Consider the following 16,688-nt stretch of genomic DNA (forward strand, 5'->3'; position numbering starts at 1 on the left):
CGAGTATAGGCAAGGCTTACCTCAGTGACCAGAGCCGGACCCTGACCATCCGCCGTGCGGCCGCGCCCGGACCCGTCACCACTGCAGCCTCCCCCGTCACCACTGCGGCGGGTGCCGCCTCTGCCAGCGCGCCCGCCGCTCGAGCTGCGCGCCGATCGCCAGCAGTGTCGCCTCGCCGCCGGGTCGCCCGATCAGCTGGACTCCCATCGGCAGGCCCTCCTCCGTGGTGCTCAGCGGAAGGGTGATCGCGGGGAGGCCGCTCACGTTCACGAAGGACGTGTACGGCGTGTAGAGGCACTGCTGCTCGAAATTGCGCTCGGGATCATCGAGGTCGTACCAGCCGACGGGACGCGGCGTCATCGCCAGCGACGGCGTCAGGACCGCGTCGACGCCGGAGAACGCCGCGATCACCGCGCGCTCGTAGCCCGAGAGCCAGGACGCCGCCCCGACGATCTCGCGGGCGGAGCGCCGGCGTCCCTCCTCCACCAGCCAGCGGGTCAGCGGCTCCAGCAGATCGAGGTCCGCGCCCTCGACGGGCAGGGTCGCGGCGCCGCTCTGCCACAGCGTCCGGAACGCGGCGGGGTACGGGGCGCTCGGGGGGAGCGACGCCTCCTCGAGCCCGTGGCCGAGCGCGGCCAGCGCGGCGATCCCCTCGTCCAGCGCGGCGCGCGCCTCCGGAGCGAGAGCGATCTCGTACTCCTCGTCCCAGGGCGAGTCCGTCAGCACGCCGATCTGGAAGCGCCCCTCTCCGCGCACCGCGGCGCCGAGGAACGAGCCGTCGCCGTCACCGGGCGCGCCGAGCGACCAGCGCTGCGGGAGGCGGCCGTTCGTCCGCTCCAGCATGCCCTCGAGCAGGAGGCCCGCGTCGGCGACCGAGCGGGTGATCGGCCCGGCGACCGTCAGGCCGCCGACTCCGCCGATGCCGGAGAGCGCGGCGACACGTCCGCGGGAGGGCTTCAGTCCTACCAGGCCGCAGGCCGCGGCGGGGATGCGGATGGACCCGCCGCCGTCCGAGGCGGGGGCGAACGGCAGCAGTCCCGCGGCGACGGCGACCGCCGCTCCTCCACTGGATCCGCCGGCCCCGAGGCGGGTGTCCCAGGGCGTGACGGCGGGCGGGCCGATGCGCGTCTCGGTGTAGGAGGGCATCCCGAACTCGGGCGTCGCGGTCTTGCCGAGGCTGACCGCTCCCGCCGCGTCGAGCACCTCGACGATCTCGTCGGAGGCGGTGGGCACGTGGTGCTCGCGCAGCCGGGATCCGAATGCGGTCCGCACGCCCGCGCGCCGCCAGAGGTCCTTGTCGCCGCTCGGCAGGCCCCAGAGCGGAGCGGTGCCGGGCCCGGTGCCGAGCGCTGATGCCCGCTCCCGCGCCCGATCGGCGGTCACCGTGGCGAAGGCGCCCAGCTCCCCGGTCCAGCGCTCGATCCGGGCGAGGTAGTGATCGGCGAGCTCGAGAGGCGTGACCTCTCCGCGCTGCAGCCAGTCCCACTGCTCCTGGGCGCTGAGGTGGTGGAGTTCGAACATGGAACGACCCTATTCCGCCGCTCCGGGGAGCCGGCGGAACAGGGTCGTGGGGGTCAGGCCGCGCGGCGGCCGCTCTCGCTCGCCTCGTCGATGCCCTTCCGGGCGCCGTCGGGCACCACGGTGTCGCGGTCGATGCGGGCGCCGGTCGCGATCACGGCCGAGCGTCCGATGCGGGAGTAGCTCCCGATCCGCGCCCCCGGTCCGATGATCGCCTCGGGCCCGACGTGCACGTTCGCGCCGATGAAGGCGCTGTGCCCGATCATGGCGTCGCGGTCGACCCAGCTGCCCGCGCCGATCCAGGCGCGCTCGCCCACGGTCGCGCCGGGCTCCACGTAGGCGCCGGTCTCCACGTACGCGGTCGCCGAGACGCGCGATCCGGGAGCGACCATGCCGCGTCCGTTCGCGTGGCGGCGGTAGACGATCTCGTCGTCACTGCCGCGCGCCCCTCGACCCTTGTTCATCCCTGTTCCTGCCATCTGCCTCTGGCTCCTCCGAGCTGTCCGGTGGGCGGGGCGCCGAGCCCCGTCCCGTCATCGGTAGACAACAGCGGCGAGCGCCCGCGCATTCCCCGTTCGGGGGGCGCTGGCGCGGGGTGGAGGCGGGGCGGCGGGCGGAGCGGAGAGCGGGCTGCGGAGCGGACCCGCGCGGGCGTCCCCGGAGCGTCACTCCACCGCGTCGGCGACCGCGGTCACGACCGCGCGGAACCGGTCCGGCGCCTCGCGGATCCGTCGCCGGAGGAGGACCCCGGCGAGCGCCGACGAGGCGGGTGCGGCGACCAGCTCGCACTCGACCCGGGCCCCCTCCTCGTCCGCCAGGACCCGCCACTGCTCGACGCCGAGCACGGGGAGCCGGCGCTCGAGCCCGCTCCCCCGCCGCTCGTACGCGCCGTCGGCGGCGAGGACGTCCGCGAGGGCGGCGAGCACCGGGGCGGGGTCGGCGTGGAGGACGGAGGCGAGGGCGAGGATGCTGCGCACGGCGGCAGTCTCGCACGCCCCCGCGTCAGGAGCGGGCGTCGAGGACGCGCCGGAGCCAATCGAACGACGCCTTGGGCACGCGGTCCCGGCTGCGCGTGTCGACGGCCACGAGCCCGTGCGGGCGGCTGTAGCCGTGCTGCCACTCGAACGCGTCGACCAGGGTCCAGAGCTGCACGGCCTCCACCGGCAGTCCGTCGTGGACGGCCTCGGCGAGAGCTGCCAGGTGCGCCCCGAGCCAGCGGATCCGCTCCGTGTCGACGATCGCACCCTCGCGATCGGGCTCGTCGGGGTAGCTCGCGCCGAGCGCGGTCACCACCAGCGGCGGCAGGGCGTCGCCGTAGCGCTCCACGAGGGACCGCAGCACCGAGACCACCGCCCAGGGTGCGACCGGCGAGCCGTCGCCCGTGCGGTCCAGCTCCGGCCAGGGCGCCGTGTGGAAGGGGAGCGCGGGAGGAGCGCCCACCCCGGTCGGCAGCGCCGGGTCGCGGCCCGCCACGATCCGCAGCGGCGGCAGCGGCGCGACCGCGTAGAAGTCGAGCGGAGCCGAGATGCGGGCGAGGTCGACCGGATCCGCCTGCGCGAGGGCGCCGAGGAACGGCGGCAGCTCCTCCGGTCCGACCGGGTAGGACCCGGTCAGCACGGCGTCGGCCACCAGGCGGTTCCGCAGGACGTCCGCCAGGGAGGCGAAGGCGCGGTCCCGGTCGTCGTCGGAGACGGGCTCGACGGGCGCGAGCGCGTCGACGAGGCCGATCCTCCCGGTCACCTCCGCCGCCCGCAGCGCCTCCAGCGCCACGCCGTGCCCGAGGAGCTGGTGGTGCAGCGCCGGCAGGGCGCTGAACAGCCGGCCGGCGCCCGGCGCCTGCCGCGCGAGCGCGTAGCCCTCGAGCATCACCGTCGACGGCTGGTCGAGGGTGATCCAGTCGGCGACCCGGTCGCCGAACCGCCCGCCGAGCTCGAAGGCGAGATCGCCGAACCGGAACGCGGTGTCGCGGTTCATCCAGCCGCCGCTGAGCGCCGACGGGGTGTCGCGGTGGTGCAGGGTCAGCGCGACCCGGATCCCCGTCTCGGCGAGCCCGTCGAGCAGGCGGTCGTAGAAGCCGAGCCCTCCGCGGTCGATCGGCCCGCGGCCGTCGGGCTGCAGCCGGGGCCACGAGACCGAGAGCCGGAGCTCGTCGACGCCGAGATCGATCAGCAGCGCGAGGTCCTCGCGCCAGCGCAGGAGGAAGTCCGTCGCGATCTCGGGAGTGGCCTCCTCGGCGATCGTCCCCCGTCGCAGCGCGAAGTCGTCCCACACCGACCGGCCACGGCCGCCCGTCTCGAGGGAGCCCTCCGTCTGGAAGGCGCTCTGCGCCAGTCCGATGCGCAGGCCCGGCGGCAGGAGTGCGCCCAGCTCGCGCGGATCGTCGAAGCGCGCAGCCTCGACGCGCACCTCCCGCCGATCGCGCCCGCGGGCCTCGTCTTCGCGCATTCCACTGTCCTCCGGATCTGATCGACGGGTATATTCTCGCGGAAGCGCTCTCCCGGATCTCCCCGACTCCCCCGACCGGCTGAGACGCCTCCTCCGGATGGTGTACATCCGGGAACAGTGGTGCGGCGCGCTTGACAGCTCCCCCCTGCCCCCGTGCAATGGACGCATCGTGAAATCGGGCGTCGACGTGGCAGTACCGGGGGGTTCACCGGTCGTGCCGGTGCCCCGACTCCGCCGATCCCCGCGGCGCACGGCCGCCCTGCTGCTGGTGCTCCTCGCGGCCGTCGCCTCCGTCTCCGGGCTGGCCGCGCCGGCCGCGCAGGCCGCCGCTCTCGCGATCACCGCTCCCTCCTCCGGCGCGGTCCTCAGCACGGGAGCGACGACGGTCACCGGCACGGCGACGGCCGGGGACCAGGTGCAGATCGGGCTCCGCGGCGGCGGCGACCCCCTCTGCATCACCACCGCGGGCCCCGACGGCGGCTGGAGCTGCGCCGTCTCCCTCGACGACGGGCCAGCGACCCTGGTCGCGGTGGAGCTCCTCGCCGGCGGCGGGACCACCTCGGCCGCCGTCCCGATCGCCGTCCTCAGCGCCCCCGTCATCGAGTCGGTCGACGGCTCGGCGACCTCGGCGGGCTCGGTCCGCGGCACGGCCTACCCCGGCGCGAGCGTCGCCGCGGTCTCGAACGGCGGCGCCGCGTGCCTGGCCACCGCCGACTCCGGCGGCGCGTGGTTCTGCCAGCTCGCCCCCACTCCGGCGCCGGGCAGCTACCGCGTCACCGCGACGCAGACCGCCTCCTTCGCCGGCAGCGCCGCCTCGCCGGCCAGCGCGCCGGTGACCCTCGTGGTCGACACCGCTGCTCCTGCCGCCCCCGCCCTCACCTCGCCGTCGAACGGCGCCGCCCTGCCGCTCAGCGGCGCGTCCTACTCCGGGACGGGCGTGGACGGCACTCGCGCCTACGTGTACGTGGACCGGGTCAACACCTGCGACGCGGCGGTCAGCGGAGGCACCTGGAGCTGCACCGGCGGCACGATCACGGCGGGCGCGCACCGGGTCTCCGCCATCGCCGGGGACAGCGCCGGCAACTACAGCCCGCCGAGCCCCTGGATCGACGTGACCTTCGCGGCGGCGACGACCGCTCCCACCGGCACGCCCAGCGCGACGACGCCGGCCGCCCCCGGAGCCGCGGCCACCGCGCCCGGGGCCGCCGCGTCTCCCGCTCCGAGCAGTGCGGCGCCGACCGCGTCCCCGTCGCCCGTCCGCCCCGGAGAGGCCGCGCCCGCGCCCGAGGACGAGCCGACCGCCGAGCCCACCGCAGCGCCGGTCCCGGCTCCCGACCAGGACGGCGGTGACGAGCCGCCGCGGCCCGCCCCCGACGCCGGATCGGAGCCGGGCGGCTGGAGCGCGGCGACCGGGATGACCACCGCGCTGTCCGCCGGATCGCCGGTCGTCTCGATGGCCGACTGGGTGCGCTCCCTCGCCCTCGCTCTGCTCTCGCTCGCCCTGGTCGTCGTGCCGGCCCGCCTCGCCGCGGCCGGGCGGGCGCCCCGCGCCGAGCGCAGCTGGCGCCTCACGGGCCGCAACCGCGCCGCCGTCGAGTACGACGACAAGCCGGACACCGGTCCCGCCTCGCCGCGCCTGATGGTCGTCGGGATGATCGGCTGCGCAGCCGGCCTCGTCCTGCTCTCGGGACGCGTCGACGGCCAGCCCGCCTACCTGCGCCTGCTGATCGCCGTCATCGTGGCCGTCGCCGTGGTCAACGCGGTCGCCGCCGCCCTCCCCGCGCTGGTCGGCCGACGGATCGGCGTCAGCGGGATCGGCGTCGTCGCCGCTCCGCGCGCGCTGCTCCTGGTCGCGGCGGCCGCTCTCGTCTCGCGCTTCGCGGGACTGGACCCGGCGCTCCTCTTCGGCGTGGTGATCGGCCTCGTCCTCCCCGAGGGCGCATCCGCCGTCGACCGGGCGAAGCTCTCCACCGTCCGCGTCGTCTCGCTGCTGGGTCTCGCCGGACTCGCCTGGGGCGCCTCCGCCGTGGTCCCGCCCGACGGCTCGTTCGGCTCCGTGCTCGCCGCGGAGGTGCTCAGCGCGACCACGCTGATCTCGGTCGGCTCGAGCGTGGTGCTGCTGTTCCCGGTCGGGCGCCCCGCCGGCCGCAGCATCCTGCGCTGGTCCCCGCTGCTCTGGCTCGGGCTCACGCTCCTCGCGACGACCGTGCTGTTCGTGCTGCTCACCCCGACCATCGCGTCCTGGTCGACCGACGGCGGAGCGGGTCCGGTGCTCTTCGCCGTCGTCGCCTTCAGCGCGGTGTGCACGTCGATCTGGGCCTGGCGGCGCTTCGTCGAGTCGGAGTAGCCGGCCTCGGCCGCCCGCTCAGCCGATCGAGACGGGCCGGTCGAGGTCGTCGCCCGGCAGCACGTCGGCCACGGCGCCGACGGTCAGCTCGCGCAGCGTCGCGATGCCGCCGTAGACGCCGAGGAACGCGGTGTCGGCCGCGTCGCGTCCCGTCGCGATCCGCACGAGGCTCGACCGAGGAGCGAGCGTCGTCGCGTCGACCGCCCGCCACTCCCCCTCGATCCAGGCCTCCGCGACCGCGTGGAAGTCCATCGGCTGCAGTCCCGGCGCGTACACGGCCGCCAGTCGAGCGGGCACGTCCAGCGCCCGGAGGAGGGCGACGACGAGGTGCGCGAAGTCGCGGCAGACGCCGCGGCGGGCGAGCAGCGTCCGCTCGGCCCCGTCCGTCGGAAGGCTCGAGCCGGGGACGTACGCCAGCCGCGTGCCGACCCAGGAGCTCACCGCGTGCAGGAGGTCCGCCCCGGACAGGCCGGCGAACTCGGCCCGGGCCGTCGCCCACAGCACGTCCGACTCGGCGTAGCGGCTCGGCCGCAGGTACCGCAGCCGGTCCACCTCGTCGCCCTCGAGCGGAGCGAGGCGTCCCAGGACGCGCGCGGAGTAGTCCACGACGAGGTGCCCGACCGGCGCGTCGAGCACGTGCAGCCGGGTGCCGTGCTGGTCGATCACCTCGCGAGCGGCGAGCGGGCGGCCGTCGACGGTGAGCGTCAGCGACTCCTCCGCCCCGTACGCGTCGGCCACCACGATCGACAGGACGAGGGCGGCCGGAGCCGCGACGTCGAGGGTCAGGTGGGCCGAGACGTCGCGCTGCATGGGGCTCTTCTCCGGGGCGTGGCGGGTGGGGGTCAGGCGCCCTGCTCGCCCTTCGGCGGCGGGGTGGGGGCGGCGTCCGGCTCCTGCACGAGCTGCAGCCCGCCGGACGAGTTCGCCGAGACGGTCAGCAGGTCGATCCAGGTGCGGTTGATCGAGGGGACCCGTCCGCCGAAGTACTTGAAGTAGAGGGGCACGGAGGGGTCGAGCCAGATGCTCGAGCGGCCGTCACCGACCGCGGGGTCGTCCCGCCAGGAGAAGAAGAAGCTCTCGCGGCGGCGCAGCTTGTTGGCGATGACGATCTGGACGTGCGTGAGCGTGCGGTCGTCGAACTCGATCTCGACTCCCGAGGCTCCGTAGAGCAGCTTCCCCATGGGGGCCTCCCGGCCGCCCGTCGCCGGGCGGTGCATGACGGTGCCCGCGGGCACGAGAAGCGGGACCGTTCCGGCGCCCGCCGTGGACCGGGCGGCTCGCATCCGGACGCGGGCGCCCGGGCTCGGAACCGCCCGGTGACGACTCTAGGCGAGGCGGCGCGGGCGCGCGGGATCCTCGTCCGATTCCCGAACACCGGGCTCCTCCGGCCGGAAGGACGACCGGTCCGGAGGCGCGCCCGGCGCCCGGCCGGATCCGGGCGAGACGCGCCGGGGCACTGCCGCGCGCATGTCGGAGGTCGGACGTACGGTACCCGCATGATCGAATGCGCACTCTGCGGAACCGACGCCGTCGTCCTCGACCGCTCCGGCGGCCGCGACACCGAGGAGGAGCTCGTCGTGCTCTGCGCCGACTGCACCCCGGGCGAGATCACCCAGGCCCTCGAGGCCGGGCTGCTCGAGCCCCCTCGACGCAGCGCGCACGCCCGCGCCGCCTAGAGAGCGGCACGTCGGACGGAGTGCCCCCACTGGGACTCGAACCCAGACTGAGACGATTTTAAGTCGTCTGCCTCTGCCGATTGGGCTATGGGGGCGACCACCGGGAGGAGCGACCCTCCCGGCGGCGGTGTCAGGACTTGGCGGGCTCGCCGCCGACCGGGACCGGAGCACCGGCCTGGCCGGGGATCTGCGCCGGGGCCTGCGCGGCCGGAGCCTCGGCGGCCGGGGCCGCCGGACGCGGACGCGACGCGTAGGTCTCGAAGGAGCCGCGGGGGTACTCGCGGGCCTCGATCGAGGCGATGTCGCGGCCGAGCCAGAGGTTGTTCCACCAGCCCCAGACCACGCGGAACTTGCGCTCCCACGAGGGCATGGCGAGACCGTGGTAGCCGCGGTGCATCACCCAGGCGGGGAAGCCCTTCACGGCGATCTTGCCGGACTGGAACACGCCGATGCCGATGCCCAGGCCCGCGACCGCGCCGAGGTTCTTGTGCACGTAGTCGACCGGCTCCTCGCCGCGGAGCACCGCGGTGATGTTCTTGGCCATGAGCTTGCCCTGGCGGACGGCGTGCTGGGCGTTCGGCACGCAGAAGCCGCCGACGCCGCCGCCGGTGAGGTCGGGGACGGCCGTCGCGTCGCCGGCGCCCCAGGCGCCCTCGACGAGCACGTCGTCGTGGCCGACGCGGAGGTCGGCGCGCACGCGCAGGCGGCCGCGCTCCTCGATGGGCAGGTCGGAGTTCTTGATCGACGGGTTCGCCATGACGCCCGCGGTCCAGATGATGAGGTCCGACTCGAAGCTCTCGCCCGTCGACAGCTGGATGACGCCGTTCTCGGCCGACTTGAGCTGCGTGTCGAGGTGCACGGTGGCGCCGCGCTGGTCGAGGTTCTTCAGCACCCAGTGGCTCGTCTCGAGGGCGACCTCGGGCATGATCCGGCCCATCGCCTCGATGAGGTGGAACTGCGTCTCCTCGAAGTCGATCTCGGGGTAGCGCTTGAGCAGCGCGCTCGCGAAGGAGCGCAGCTCGGCGAAGACCTCGATGCCCGCGAACCCGCCGCCGACGACCGTGACGGTCAGCAGGCGCGAGCGCTCGGGGCCGGCGGGGAGCGACGCTGCCTTGTCGAAGTTCGTGAGCATGCGGTCGCGGATCGCGGTCGCCTCCTCGATCGTCTTCAGGCCGATCGCGTTGTCGGCGACGCCCGGGATCGGGAAGGTGCGCGAGACGGAGCCGGCGGTGACGACGATCTGGTCGTACTCGAACTCGTAGGGCTCGCCCACGGTCGGGGTGATCGTCGCGGTGCGGTTCGCGTGGTCGATCTTCGTCACCTTGGCGGCGAGGATCGCGGTCTTCTTGAGGTGGCGGCGGAGCGAGACGATCGCGTGGCGCGGCTCGATCGATCCCGCGGCGACCTCGGGGAGGAAGGGCAGGTACGCCATGTAGGGCAGCGGGTCGACGATCGTGACCTCTGCCTCGTGCGGGCGGAGCTGCTTCTCGAGCTTCCACGCGGTGTAGAAGCCGGCGTAGCCGCCTCCGACGATCAGGATTCTGGGCACGGTTGACTCTCCAAGAGGGATGGACAATGCGAACACCCTCACGCAATGCGAAGTGCCCGCTCTCGATGCGGTGGGCAGCACTGACCCCGACTGGGAATCAGCTTAGCGAAGAGCGCGCCGGTGGTGGCGCCTCCGTGGCTCCGGTAGGAGCGGCTACGCGTCGAGCGGCCTGCAGGCGCAGCGCTCGGGAGACCAGTCGGCGCGGGCCAGGGCCAGATCGCCGATCGGATTGACGCCGGGGCCCGCCGCGAGGGCGTGCGCGGCGAGGGCGTGGAGGCACTTCACCCGCGAGGGCATGCCCCCGGAGGAGATGCCCGCGATCTCGGGGACGGAGCCGACGCTCTCGCGGTCGGCCAGGAACGCCCGGTGCGCAGCGGCGTACGCCTCGCGCAGCTCCTCGTCCTCGGCGAGCATCGCGTTGTACTCGACCATGACCTGGGTGGCCTCGAGCTGCGAGATCGCGGCCGTCGCGGCGGGGTGGGTCAGGTAGTAGAAGGTGGGGAACGGCGTTCCGTCGGACAGGCGGGGGCTCGTGGAGACCACCGTCGGGTCGCCGCAGACGCAGCGTGCGCTGATCCCGACGACGTCCCGGGCGGGACGGCCCAGCTGGGCGGAGACGACCGCGATGTCGCGCTCGGACGGCGGATCGAAGGGGGGCGTGGTCACGGGGGCTCCAGAGGACGGACGGCCGGGAGGACGCTCCAGTGTACGCGGGGCCGGGCGGGAGCGACGGGGTCGGGCGGGAGCTACGGAGTCGGTGTCAGCTCATCGGCGGTCGGCTCGCCGAGGCCCGAGACCGCGATCGAGGACAGCAGGGAGCCGGCCCAGTCGCTCGGGGTCTCCTGCACCGTGTCGCTCGCGGGCTGCTGCGCCTGCTGGGCGAGCGTCACGTCGTCGAGCACGAGGTAGCTCACCTCGCCGGGCATCACGAAGTACAGCCGCTCGCGGGCCTGCGCACGGATGAACGCCGGGTCGGACCAGCGGGTGCGCTGCTCGTCGAGGTTCTGCGCCTGGGTCTTGGCCGCGTCGACCGAGCGCTGCAGCTCGGCGATCTCGGCGCGCTGCTCGACGAAGTTCTTGATGCTCGGGGCGAGCACGACCACCGCGAGGATCATGATCCCCATCACCAGCAGCGTGAAGCCCGAGCCGCGGACGCCGGCGATCCACGCGGACGAGGGCGGGGCGGACGGGCCATGGGCTGGTGCCTCCTCGATCGCGGCGGGGGAAGTGGAGCGGCCCCGGCGCCCGCACCGAGGTGCTGGGCTCCGGGGCCGGTCCGGCGTGCCGAGACTACGCGGAGAAGCGCGGGAAGGCGGAGCGACCCGCGTAGGTCGCCGCACCTCCCAGGATCTCCTCGATGCGCAGCAGCTGGTTGTACTTCGCGACGCGGTCCGAGCGGGCCGGGGCGCCGGTCTTGATCTGGCCGCCGTCCACCGCGACCGCGAGGTCGGCGATGGTGGTGTCCTCGGTCTCGCCGGAGCGGTGCGAGAGGATCGCGGTCATGCCGTTGCGCTGGGCCAGGGCCACGGCGTCGAGCGTCTCGGTGAGCGTGCCGATCTGGTTCACCTTGACCAGGATCGAGTTGCCGGCCTTCTCGGCGATGCCGCGGGCGAGGCGCACCGGGTTGGTGACGTACAGGTCGTCTCCGACGAGCTGCACCTTGTCGCCGATGGCCGCGGTGAGGTGAGTCCAGCCGGCCCAGTCGTCCTCGTCCAGCGGGTCCTCGATCGAGACCAGCGGGTAGTTGGCGACGAGGTCGGCGTAGTAGGAGGAGAGCTCCTCGGCCGAGAGCTTCTTGCCCTCGAACGTGTAGGCGCCGTCCTCGTAGAACTCCGAGGAGGCGACGTCGAGCGCGAGCCCGATGTCCTTGCCGGGGGTGAAGCCGGCGGCCTCGACGGCCTTGAGGATGAAGTCGAGCGCCTCGCGGTTGGTGGGCAGGTCGGGGGCGAAGCCGCCCTCGTCGCCGAGGCCGGTGGCGAAGCCGGCCTTCTTCAGCTGCGCCTTGAGCGCGTGGTAGATCTCGACGCCCCAGCGCAGGCCCTCGGAGAAGGACTCGGCGCCCAGCGGGACGGCCATGAACTCCTGGATGTCGACGCCGGTGTCGGCGTGCGCGCCTCCGTTGATGATGTTCATCAGCGGCACGGGCAGGGTGTGCGCGTTCGGGCCGCCGACGTAGCGGAACAGGTCGAGGTCCGACGACTGCGCGGCGGCCTTGGCCACGGCGAGGCTGACGCCGAGGATCGCGTTCGCGCCCAGGCGGGACTTGTTCTCGGTGCCGTCGAGCTCGATCAGCTCGGCGTCGACGAGGCGCTGGTCGGTGGCGTCGAAGCCCTCGATGGCCGGGCCGATCTCGTCGATGACGGCGTCGACGGCCTTCTGCACGCCCTTGCCGAGGTAGCGGTCGGAGTCGCCGTCGCGGAGCTCGTACGCCTCGAACGCGCCGGTGGAGGCGCCGGACGGGACGGCCGCTCGCGAGGACGCGCCGTCCTCGAGCAGGACCTCGACCTCGACCGTGGGGTTGCCACGGGAGTCCAGAATTTCTCGGGCGACGACTGCCTCGATAAGGGCCACAACTATCTCCTCTTGACGGGTGGGCTCCCGGAGACGGGAGCGGTCGGGAAGGAGTCTACTGACCGCCTCCGAAGCGCAGGAGACCGCGGCCGGTCGTAGACTCCCAGGGCCCGATCGCCGGACGGCCCGGGCGCACCCGCCGACCCGGAGGTTCCCCGTGACCACGACCGCCGCCGACCACGTCGACCGTCTCACCGCCGTCGTCCCGGACTTCCCGAGCCCGGGCATCCTGTTCCGCGACCTCACGCCGGTCTTCGGCGACGGCGAGGCCCTGCGGGCGGTGGCCGACGCGCTGATCGAGCCCTACCGCGGCCGGATCGACGCGATCGCGGGCGTGGAGGCGCGCGGCTTCCTGCTCGCCGCGGCGGCCGCCTACTCGGCGGGTCTCGGCGTCGTCACCATCCGCAAGCCCGGCAAGCTCCCGCGGGCCGTGCTGCGCGAGCAGGCGACCCTCGAGTACGGCGAGACGATGCTCGAGGTGCACGAGGACGCGGCGCCCCGCGGCGCGCGCCTGCTGCTGGTCGACGACGTGCTGGCGACCGGGGGCACGCTCGACGCGAGCCGCCGCCTGATCGAGCGCGCAGGGTGGAGCCTCGAGGGGATCGCGGTGGTCATGGAGCTCGACGGGCTCGGCGGCCGCGAGGTGCTGGCCGGCCACCGCGTCGACGCGATCGTCACCGTCTGACCGGGCCCCGTCGCTCCGCTCCCCCTGCCCTCCCCTTCCCGCGAGACGCCACCCGGGTATGCGACCCACCGGGCGAGCCGCACTCGAGTGGCGTCCCGCGGAAGGGGGAAGGGACGGGGTCAGGTGAGGGAGAGGGACATCCGGGAGAGGACGAAGGTCTCGAGCACCTGCACGAGCATGTAGAGCACGAGCGAGACGCCGGTCACGAGCACGACCGCCGACCAGACGTCCGCGAACCGGGCCTGGGCGGACCAGGCGTTGATCGCCCCGCCGATGCCCGCGCCGGTGGAGAGCCACTCGGCGAGCAGCGCGCCCGTGATCGCTCCGGGCACCGAGATGCGGATCGCGGCGAAGAGCGAGGGCAGCGAGCCGGGGATGGCCACCTTGCGGATCGCGGTGAGAGTGCTGCCGCCGTAGACCGCGACCACGTCGAGCATCTGCGGGGAGGCGTTGTTGAGGCCGAAGGCGATCGTCACCAGCGCGGGGAACAGGACGACGATCCCGCCGATGACCGCGACCGAGGCGATCGAGCCGGTCCCGAAGACCAGGATGATCAGCGGCGCCATCGCGATCAGCGGCACCGAGCGCAGCAGCATCGCGAACGGCATCAGCGCGTGCTCGATGCCCTTCGACAGGCGGAACAGGATCGCGCCGAGGATCGCCACGACCAGGCCGGCCGCGAAGCCGATCAGTGCGTCGCCCATGGTCACGGCGAAGAGGCCGCCCAGCTCGGCGCGGTGCTCCGCGGCCTTCGCATCGGTCACCAGGTGCTGCCAGACGTCCCACGGGCCCTTGACCACGTAGGGCGAGACCCCGCTGAAGAGGACCACGCCGATCCAGATCGCCAGCACGATCACGATCGTCGACAGGGCGACGAGCAGGCTCTTGCGCAGGCTCTTGAGAGTCGCGCCGAGGGCGGCCGTGCGCAGCTGGCGGCGCAGCTCGTCGACCGCGAGGATCGACGTGGCCGTGGACTGCTCCGTGCGGTCGGGGACGGTGGTCGTCATGGTCATGCCCGCTTTCCGGAGGACCAGGGCGCGATGAGGCGCCCGATCAGTCCGACGATGCCGTAGCCGAGGAGCGCGACGCCCGCGCAGAGGAGGAAGAGCGCCCAGACGCGGGGCGAGTTCAGCGAGACCTGCGCCGCGACCAGGATCGGGCCCACGCCCGTCTCGATCTTGCCGAAGTACTCGCCGAGGATCGCGCCGAGGAAGGCCGCGGGCACCGCGATCTGCAGCGCCGACAGGATGTTGGGCAGCGCCGCGATCAGACGGACCTTGCGCAGCTGGGTGAAGCGCGAGCCCCCGTAGACCGTGACGACGTCGAGCGCCGCCTTGTCGGCCGCCTTCAGCCCGAGCAGGCTGCCGACGACCGTGGTGAAGAACACCGAGAGGCCGGCCAGGAAGATCGCCGTCGCGCTCGCCTTCCCGGGAGCGTCCGCACCGCCGAGGATCAGCAGCACGATCGCTCCGATGGCGACGATCGGCACGCAGTAGGTGATGACCGCGAGCTGCGAGACGACCCCCTCCAGCCAGGGCAGGACCAGCACGAGCGCCGAGAGCACGAGCGCAAGGAGGTTGCCCCAGAAGTAGCCGACGGCCGCCTCGCCGATCGTGACGGAGAAGTTGCGCCAGTAGAAGCCGGCGCCGTCCTCCATCGCGGTCTGCACGACCTGCACGGGAGTGGGGACGGGCGCGTAGGTCGCGGCGCCGGTGGGCGCGGTGACGAGCGCCACGATCCACCAGACGGCGACGATCGCGGCGACGCCGATCAGCCCGGTGAGCCACGGAGGCAGGGACAGGGTGCGGCGCGGGGCCGCGGGGAGCGTGGTGGCCACAATGCCTCCTAGACGCGGTCGTCCGCGGCCGCGCCGCCGTCGCCGAACAGCAGCTCGGAGGCCTGGTCGACGTAGGCGTGGAACTCGGGGGTGCGCTGCATCTCGGGGGTGCGCGGGCGGGGGAGGTCGATGTCGATGATCTCCTTCACCCGTCCCGGGCGCGGGCTCATCACCGCGACGCGGTCCGAGAGGAAGATCGCCTCCGAGATGCCGTGCGTGACGAGGAGCGTCGTGGCGGGCTTCTCGGTCCAGATCCGCAGCAGCTCGAGGTTGAGCTTCTGCCGCGTCATGTCGTCGAGGGCGCCGAACGGCTCGTCGAGCAGCAGGACCTCGGGCTTGAGGATCAGGCACCGCGCGATCGACACGCGCTGGCGCATGCCGCCCGAGAGCTGGGCCGGCTTGGCCTTCTCGAAGCCGCGGAGGCCGACGAGGTCGATCAGCTCGTCGATGTAGGACTGGTCGACACTCTTGCCCGCGATCTCGAACGGCAGGCGGATGTTCGCCATGACGCTGCGCCACGGCAGGAGCGCGTGGTCCTGGAAGGCGATGCCGAGCTTGTTGTCGCGGCGCAGCTCCTGGGGAGTGCGGCCGTCGACCCGGATGGAGCCGGACGTCGGCTCCTCCAGCCCCGCGAGGATCCGCAGGATGGTCGACTTGCCGCACCCCGACGGGCCGAGCAGGGCGAGGAAGCTGCCCTGGTCGGTGTGGAGATCGGTGTCCTGCAGCGCCGCGACGCTGCGCGAGCCCATCCGGAACGTCTTCGACAGGCCGTGGATCTGGATGCCGGTGCCGCCGGCACCCTGGTCGCGCAGGGTGCCGGCGTCGGTCGTGTCGGTCACGAGTGGTGCCCTTCGTGGATCAGGATCAGGCCGCGTACTTCATCAGCTCGGGGTTCTCCTCGTAGACCTCGTCGAGGAGGGTCAGATCGAAGAGGTCCTCGGCCGTGACGTCGATCCCGGCGCCCGCGAGGGACGCGATGGTCTCGGACTGCAGCGTCTCGGAGATGGTGAAGAGGCCGTTCGAGACCGTCTCGTCCGAGACGACCAGCTCCTCGGCCTGGATGGTGGCGCCCTTCTTGGAGGACTCCTCGTTGAGGCCGAGGTCCTTGCCGTAGTTCTCGACGGCGAGCATCGCGCCCGCCTCCGGGTCGTTGACCGCGTCGGTCCAGCCCTTGATCTCGGCGACGAGGAACGCCTTCAGAGCGTCGCGCTTCTCGGCGATCGCCTGCTCCGACACCGAGAAGGTCTCGGCGACGAAGGGGAGGCCGTTGTCGGCGAAGGGCAGGTTGACGACCTCGTAGCCCTCGGCCGCGACCGTGATGGCCTCGTTCGTCAGGTAGGCGATGAAGCCGTCGACGGTGCCGTTGACGAGCACGGAGGGGTCGTACTCGACGGGGACGACCGTGAGGTCGGACTCGGAGAGGCCGTTCGCGGCGAGCAGCGCCTGGAACAGGGAGGTGTTCGAGGCCTGGACGCCGATCTTCTTCCCGGCGAGGTCGGCCGGAGTGGCGATGTTGCCGGCGGTCTTGATCGAGAGGACCGTGAAGGGGTTCTTCTGGTAGGTCGCGCCGATGATCTTGAGCGGGGCCTCCTGCTGGGCGATCGCGGTGCCGATCGAGACGGCGTCGCTGAGCGCGACGTCCGCGCTGCCCGAGAGGAGCTCGGCCACGCCCGTCGAGGGGCCGGGGGTGAGCGTCACTCCTGCCAGGCCGGCCTCGGTGAAGTAGCCCTTCGAGTCGGCGAAGAACTCGCCCGCGAACTCCTCGTTCTTGATCCAGGAGAGCTGGACCTTGAGGGTGCCGAGGTCGCCGCCGTCCGCGGCGGACGCGCCGGAGGAGTCGGAGGCGCAGGAGGCGAGGACGGAGGCGCCGCCGATCGCGAGGCCGGCGACACCCGCCAGGCGGAGGAGGCTGCGGCGGTCGAAGGCCGGGAGGGAGCGGAGGGGCGACAGGGTCAAGGGGACTCCTCGGGTGGGGATCGTCAGGGCTGCTGCGGTGCGGTGCGCGGGGTCGCGACGGGGTGCCCGTGCAGGCGCGCCAAGCCGCGCCGATCGGGTGCCTC

17 protein-coding genes and 1 tRNA gene are annotated in these 16,688 nt (G+C 73.4%); 3 read left to right on the forward strand and 15 right to left on the reverse strand.

The features are described from left to right. Positions 1-96 precede the first annotated feature (96 nt). The 4 genes from C5C37_RS00985 to C5C37_RS01000 all read right to left on the reverse strand — a co-directional run bounded on the left by C5C37_RS00985 (position 97) and on the right by C5C37_RS01000 (position 3,963). Positions 97-1,521: an amidase gene (locus tag C5C37_RS00985; protein WP_104338282.1), complete on the reverse strand. Its 1,425-nt coding sequence runs from the start codon at positions 1,519-1,521 to the stop codon at positions 97-99. 53 nt (positions 1,522-1,574) lie between these two features. After that, entirely contained in the window at positions 1,575-1,982 is a 408-nt protein-coding gene (locus C5C37_RS00990) for a transferase (RefSeq protein WP_104334124.1), read from the reverse strand. A 201-nt stretch (positions 1,983-2,183) separates the two neighbouring features. Beyond that, positions 2,184-2,495, reverse strand: coding sequence for a hypothetical protein (locus C5C37_RS00995; RefSeq protein WP_104250106.1), 312 nt, complete (start codon positions 2,493-2,495; stop codon positions 2,184-2,186). Between the two features lie 25 nt (positions 2,496-2,520). Continuing rightward, positions 2,521-3,963, reverse strand: a complete 1,443-nt coding sequence (locus tag C5C37_RS01000) for a glycoside hydrolase family 1 protein (protein ID WP_181127339.1) — start codon at positions 3,961-3,963, stop codon at positions 2,521-2,523. 220 nt (positions 3,964-4,183) lie between these two features. On the opposite strand from C5C37_RS01000, the gene C5C37_RS17035 reads away from it, so the two are divergent. Further along, a complete protein-coding gene (locus C5C37_RS17035; protein WP_181127340.1) occupies positions 4,184-6,310 on the forward strand; it encodes a hypothetical protein in 2,127 nt (708 codons plus the stop codon). An 18-nt stretch (positions 6,311-6,328) separates the two neighbouring features. Here C5C37_RS17035 and C5C37_RS01005 read toward each other — a convergent pair whose 3' ends face one another. Beyond that, a complete protein-coding gene (locus tag C5C37_RS01005; protein WP_104338283.1) occupies positions 6,329-7,120 on the reverse strand; it encodes a transglutaminase family protein in 792 nt (263 codons plus the stop codon). A 32-nt stretch (positions 7,121-7,152) separates the two neighbouring features. Further along, complete coding sequence (locus C5C37_RS01010) at positions 7,153-7,491, reverse strand: ATP-dependent DNA ligase (protein WP_068211888.1); 339 nt, start codon at positions 7,489-7,491, stop codon at positions 7,153-7,155. Between the two features lie 315 nt (positions 7,492-7,806). Here C5C37_RS01010 and C5C37_RS01015 point away from each other — a divergent pair, with 315 nt between their 5' ends. Continuing rightward, a complete protein-coding gene (locus tag C5C37_RS01015; RefSeq protein ID WP_104338284.1) occupies positions 7,807-7,986 on the forward strand; it encodes a hypothetical protein in 180 nt (59 codons plus the stop codon). 21 nt (positions 7,987-8,007) lie between these two features. On the opposite strand, the gene C5C37_RS01020 is transcribed toward C5C37_RS01015, so the two are convergent. The 5 genes from C5C37_RS01020 to eno form a co-directional block, all read right to left on the reverse strand. After that, a tRNA-Leu gene (locus C5C37_RS01020) sits at positions 8,008-8,081 on the reverse strand. 35 nt (positions 8,082-8,116) lie between these two features. Continuing rightward, positions 8,117-9,535 (reverse strand): NAD(P)/FAD-dependent oxidoreductase, encoded by a 1,419-nt coding sequence (locus C5C37_RS01025; protein WP_104225019.1) that lies wholly within the window; start codon positions 9,533-9,535, stop codon positions 8,117-8,119. A 153-nt stretch (positions 9,536-9,688) separates the two neighbouring features. Beyond that, positions 9,689-10,201 carry a DUF501 domain-containing protein gene (locus C5C37_RS01030; protein WP_104227430.1) on the reverse strand — a complete coding sequence of 171 codons (513 nt, stop codon included), beginning with the start codon at positions 10,199-10,201 and terminating at the stop codon, positions 9,689-9,691. An 80-nt stretch (positions 10,202-10,281) separates the two neighbouring features. Then, complete coding sequence (locus C5C37_RS01035) at positions 10,282-10,659, reverse strand: septum formation initiator family protein (RefSeq protein ID WP_104239595.1); 378 nt, start codon at positions 10,657-10,659, stop codon at positions 10,282-10,284. 166 nt (positions 10,660-10,825) lie between these two features. Continuing rightward, entirely contained in the window at positions 10,826-12,106 is a 1,281-nt protein-coding gene (gene eno / locus C5C37_RS01040) for a phosphopyruvate hydratase (protein WP_104222361.1), read from the reverse strand. 157 nt (positions 12,107-12,263) lie between these two features. On the opposite strand from eno, the gene C5C37_RS01045 reads away from it, so the two are divergent. Beyond that, the gene (locus tag C5C37_RS01045; protein ID WP_104260312.1) at positions 12,264-12,791 is read left to right on the forward strand and encodes an adenine phosphoribosyltransferase; all 528 of its coding nucleotides are present in this window, start codon (positions 12,264-12,266) and stop codon (positions 12,789-12,791) included. 119 nt (positions 12,792-12,910) lie between these two features. Here the strand turns inward: C5C37_RS01045 and C5C37_RS01050 are convergent, their stop codons facing one another. The 4 genes from C5C37_RS01050 to C5C37_RS01065 form a co-directional block, all read right to left on the reverse strand. Beyond that, positions 12,911-13,804, reverse strand: coding sequence for an ABC transporter permease (locus C5C37_RS01050; RefSeq protein ID WP_104222359.1), 894 nt, complete (start codon positions 13,802-13,804; stop codon positions 12,911-12,913). Further along, positions 13,801-14,628, reverse strand: a complete 828-nt coding sequence (locus C5C37_RS01055; RefSeq protein WP_258059477.1) for an ABC transporter permease — start codon at positions 14,626-14,628, stop codon at positions 13,801-13,803. The genes C5C37_RS01050 and C5C37_RS01055 overlap by 4 nt, the downstream gene beginning before the upstream one ends. Positions 14,629-14,636: 8 nt before the next feature. Further along, a complete protein-coding gene (locus C5C37_RS01060) occupies positions 14,637-15,377 on the reverse strand; it encodes an ABC transporter ATP-binding protein (RefSeq protein ID WP_104222373.1) in 741 nt (246 codons plus the stop codon). A 115-nt stretch (positions 15,378-15,492) separates the two neighbouring features. Then, complete coding sequence (locus C5C37_RS01065) at positions 15,493-16,584, reverse strand: ABC transporter substrate-binding protein (RefSeq protein WP_258059873.1); 1,092 nt, start codon at positions 16,582-16,584, stop codon at positions 15,493-15,495. Between the last annotated feature and the right edge of the window lie 104 nt (positions 16,585-16,688).

It is taken from the genome of Rathayibacter sp. AY1F9 (assembly GCF_002932155.1).
Lineage (GTDB): Bacteria > Actinomycetota > Actinomycetes > Actinomycetales > Microbacteriaceae > Rathayibacter.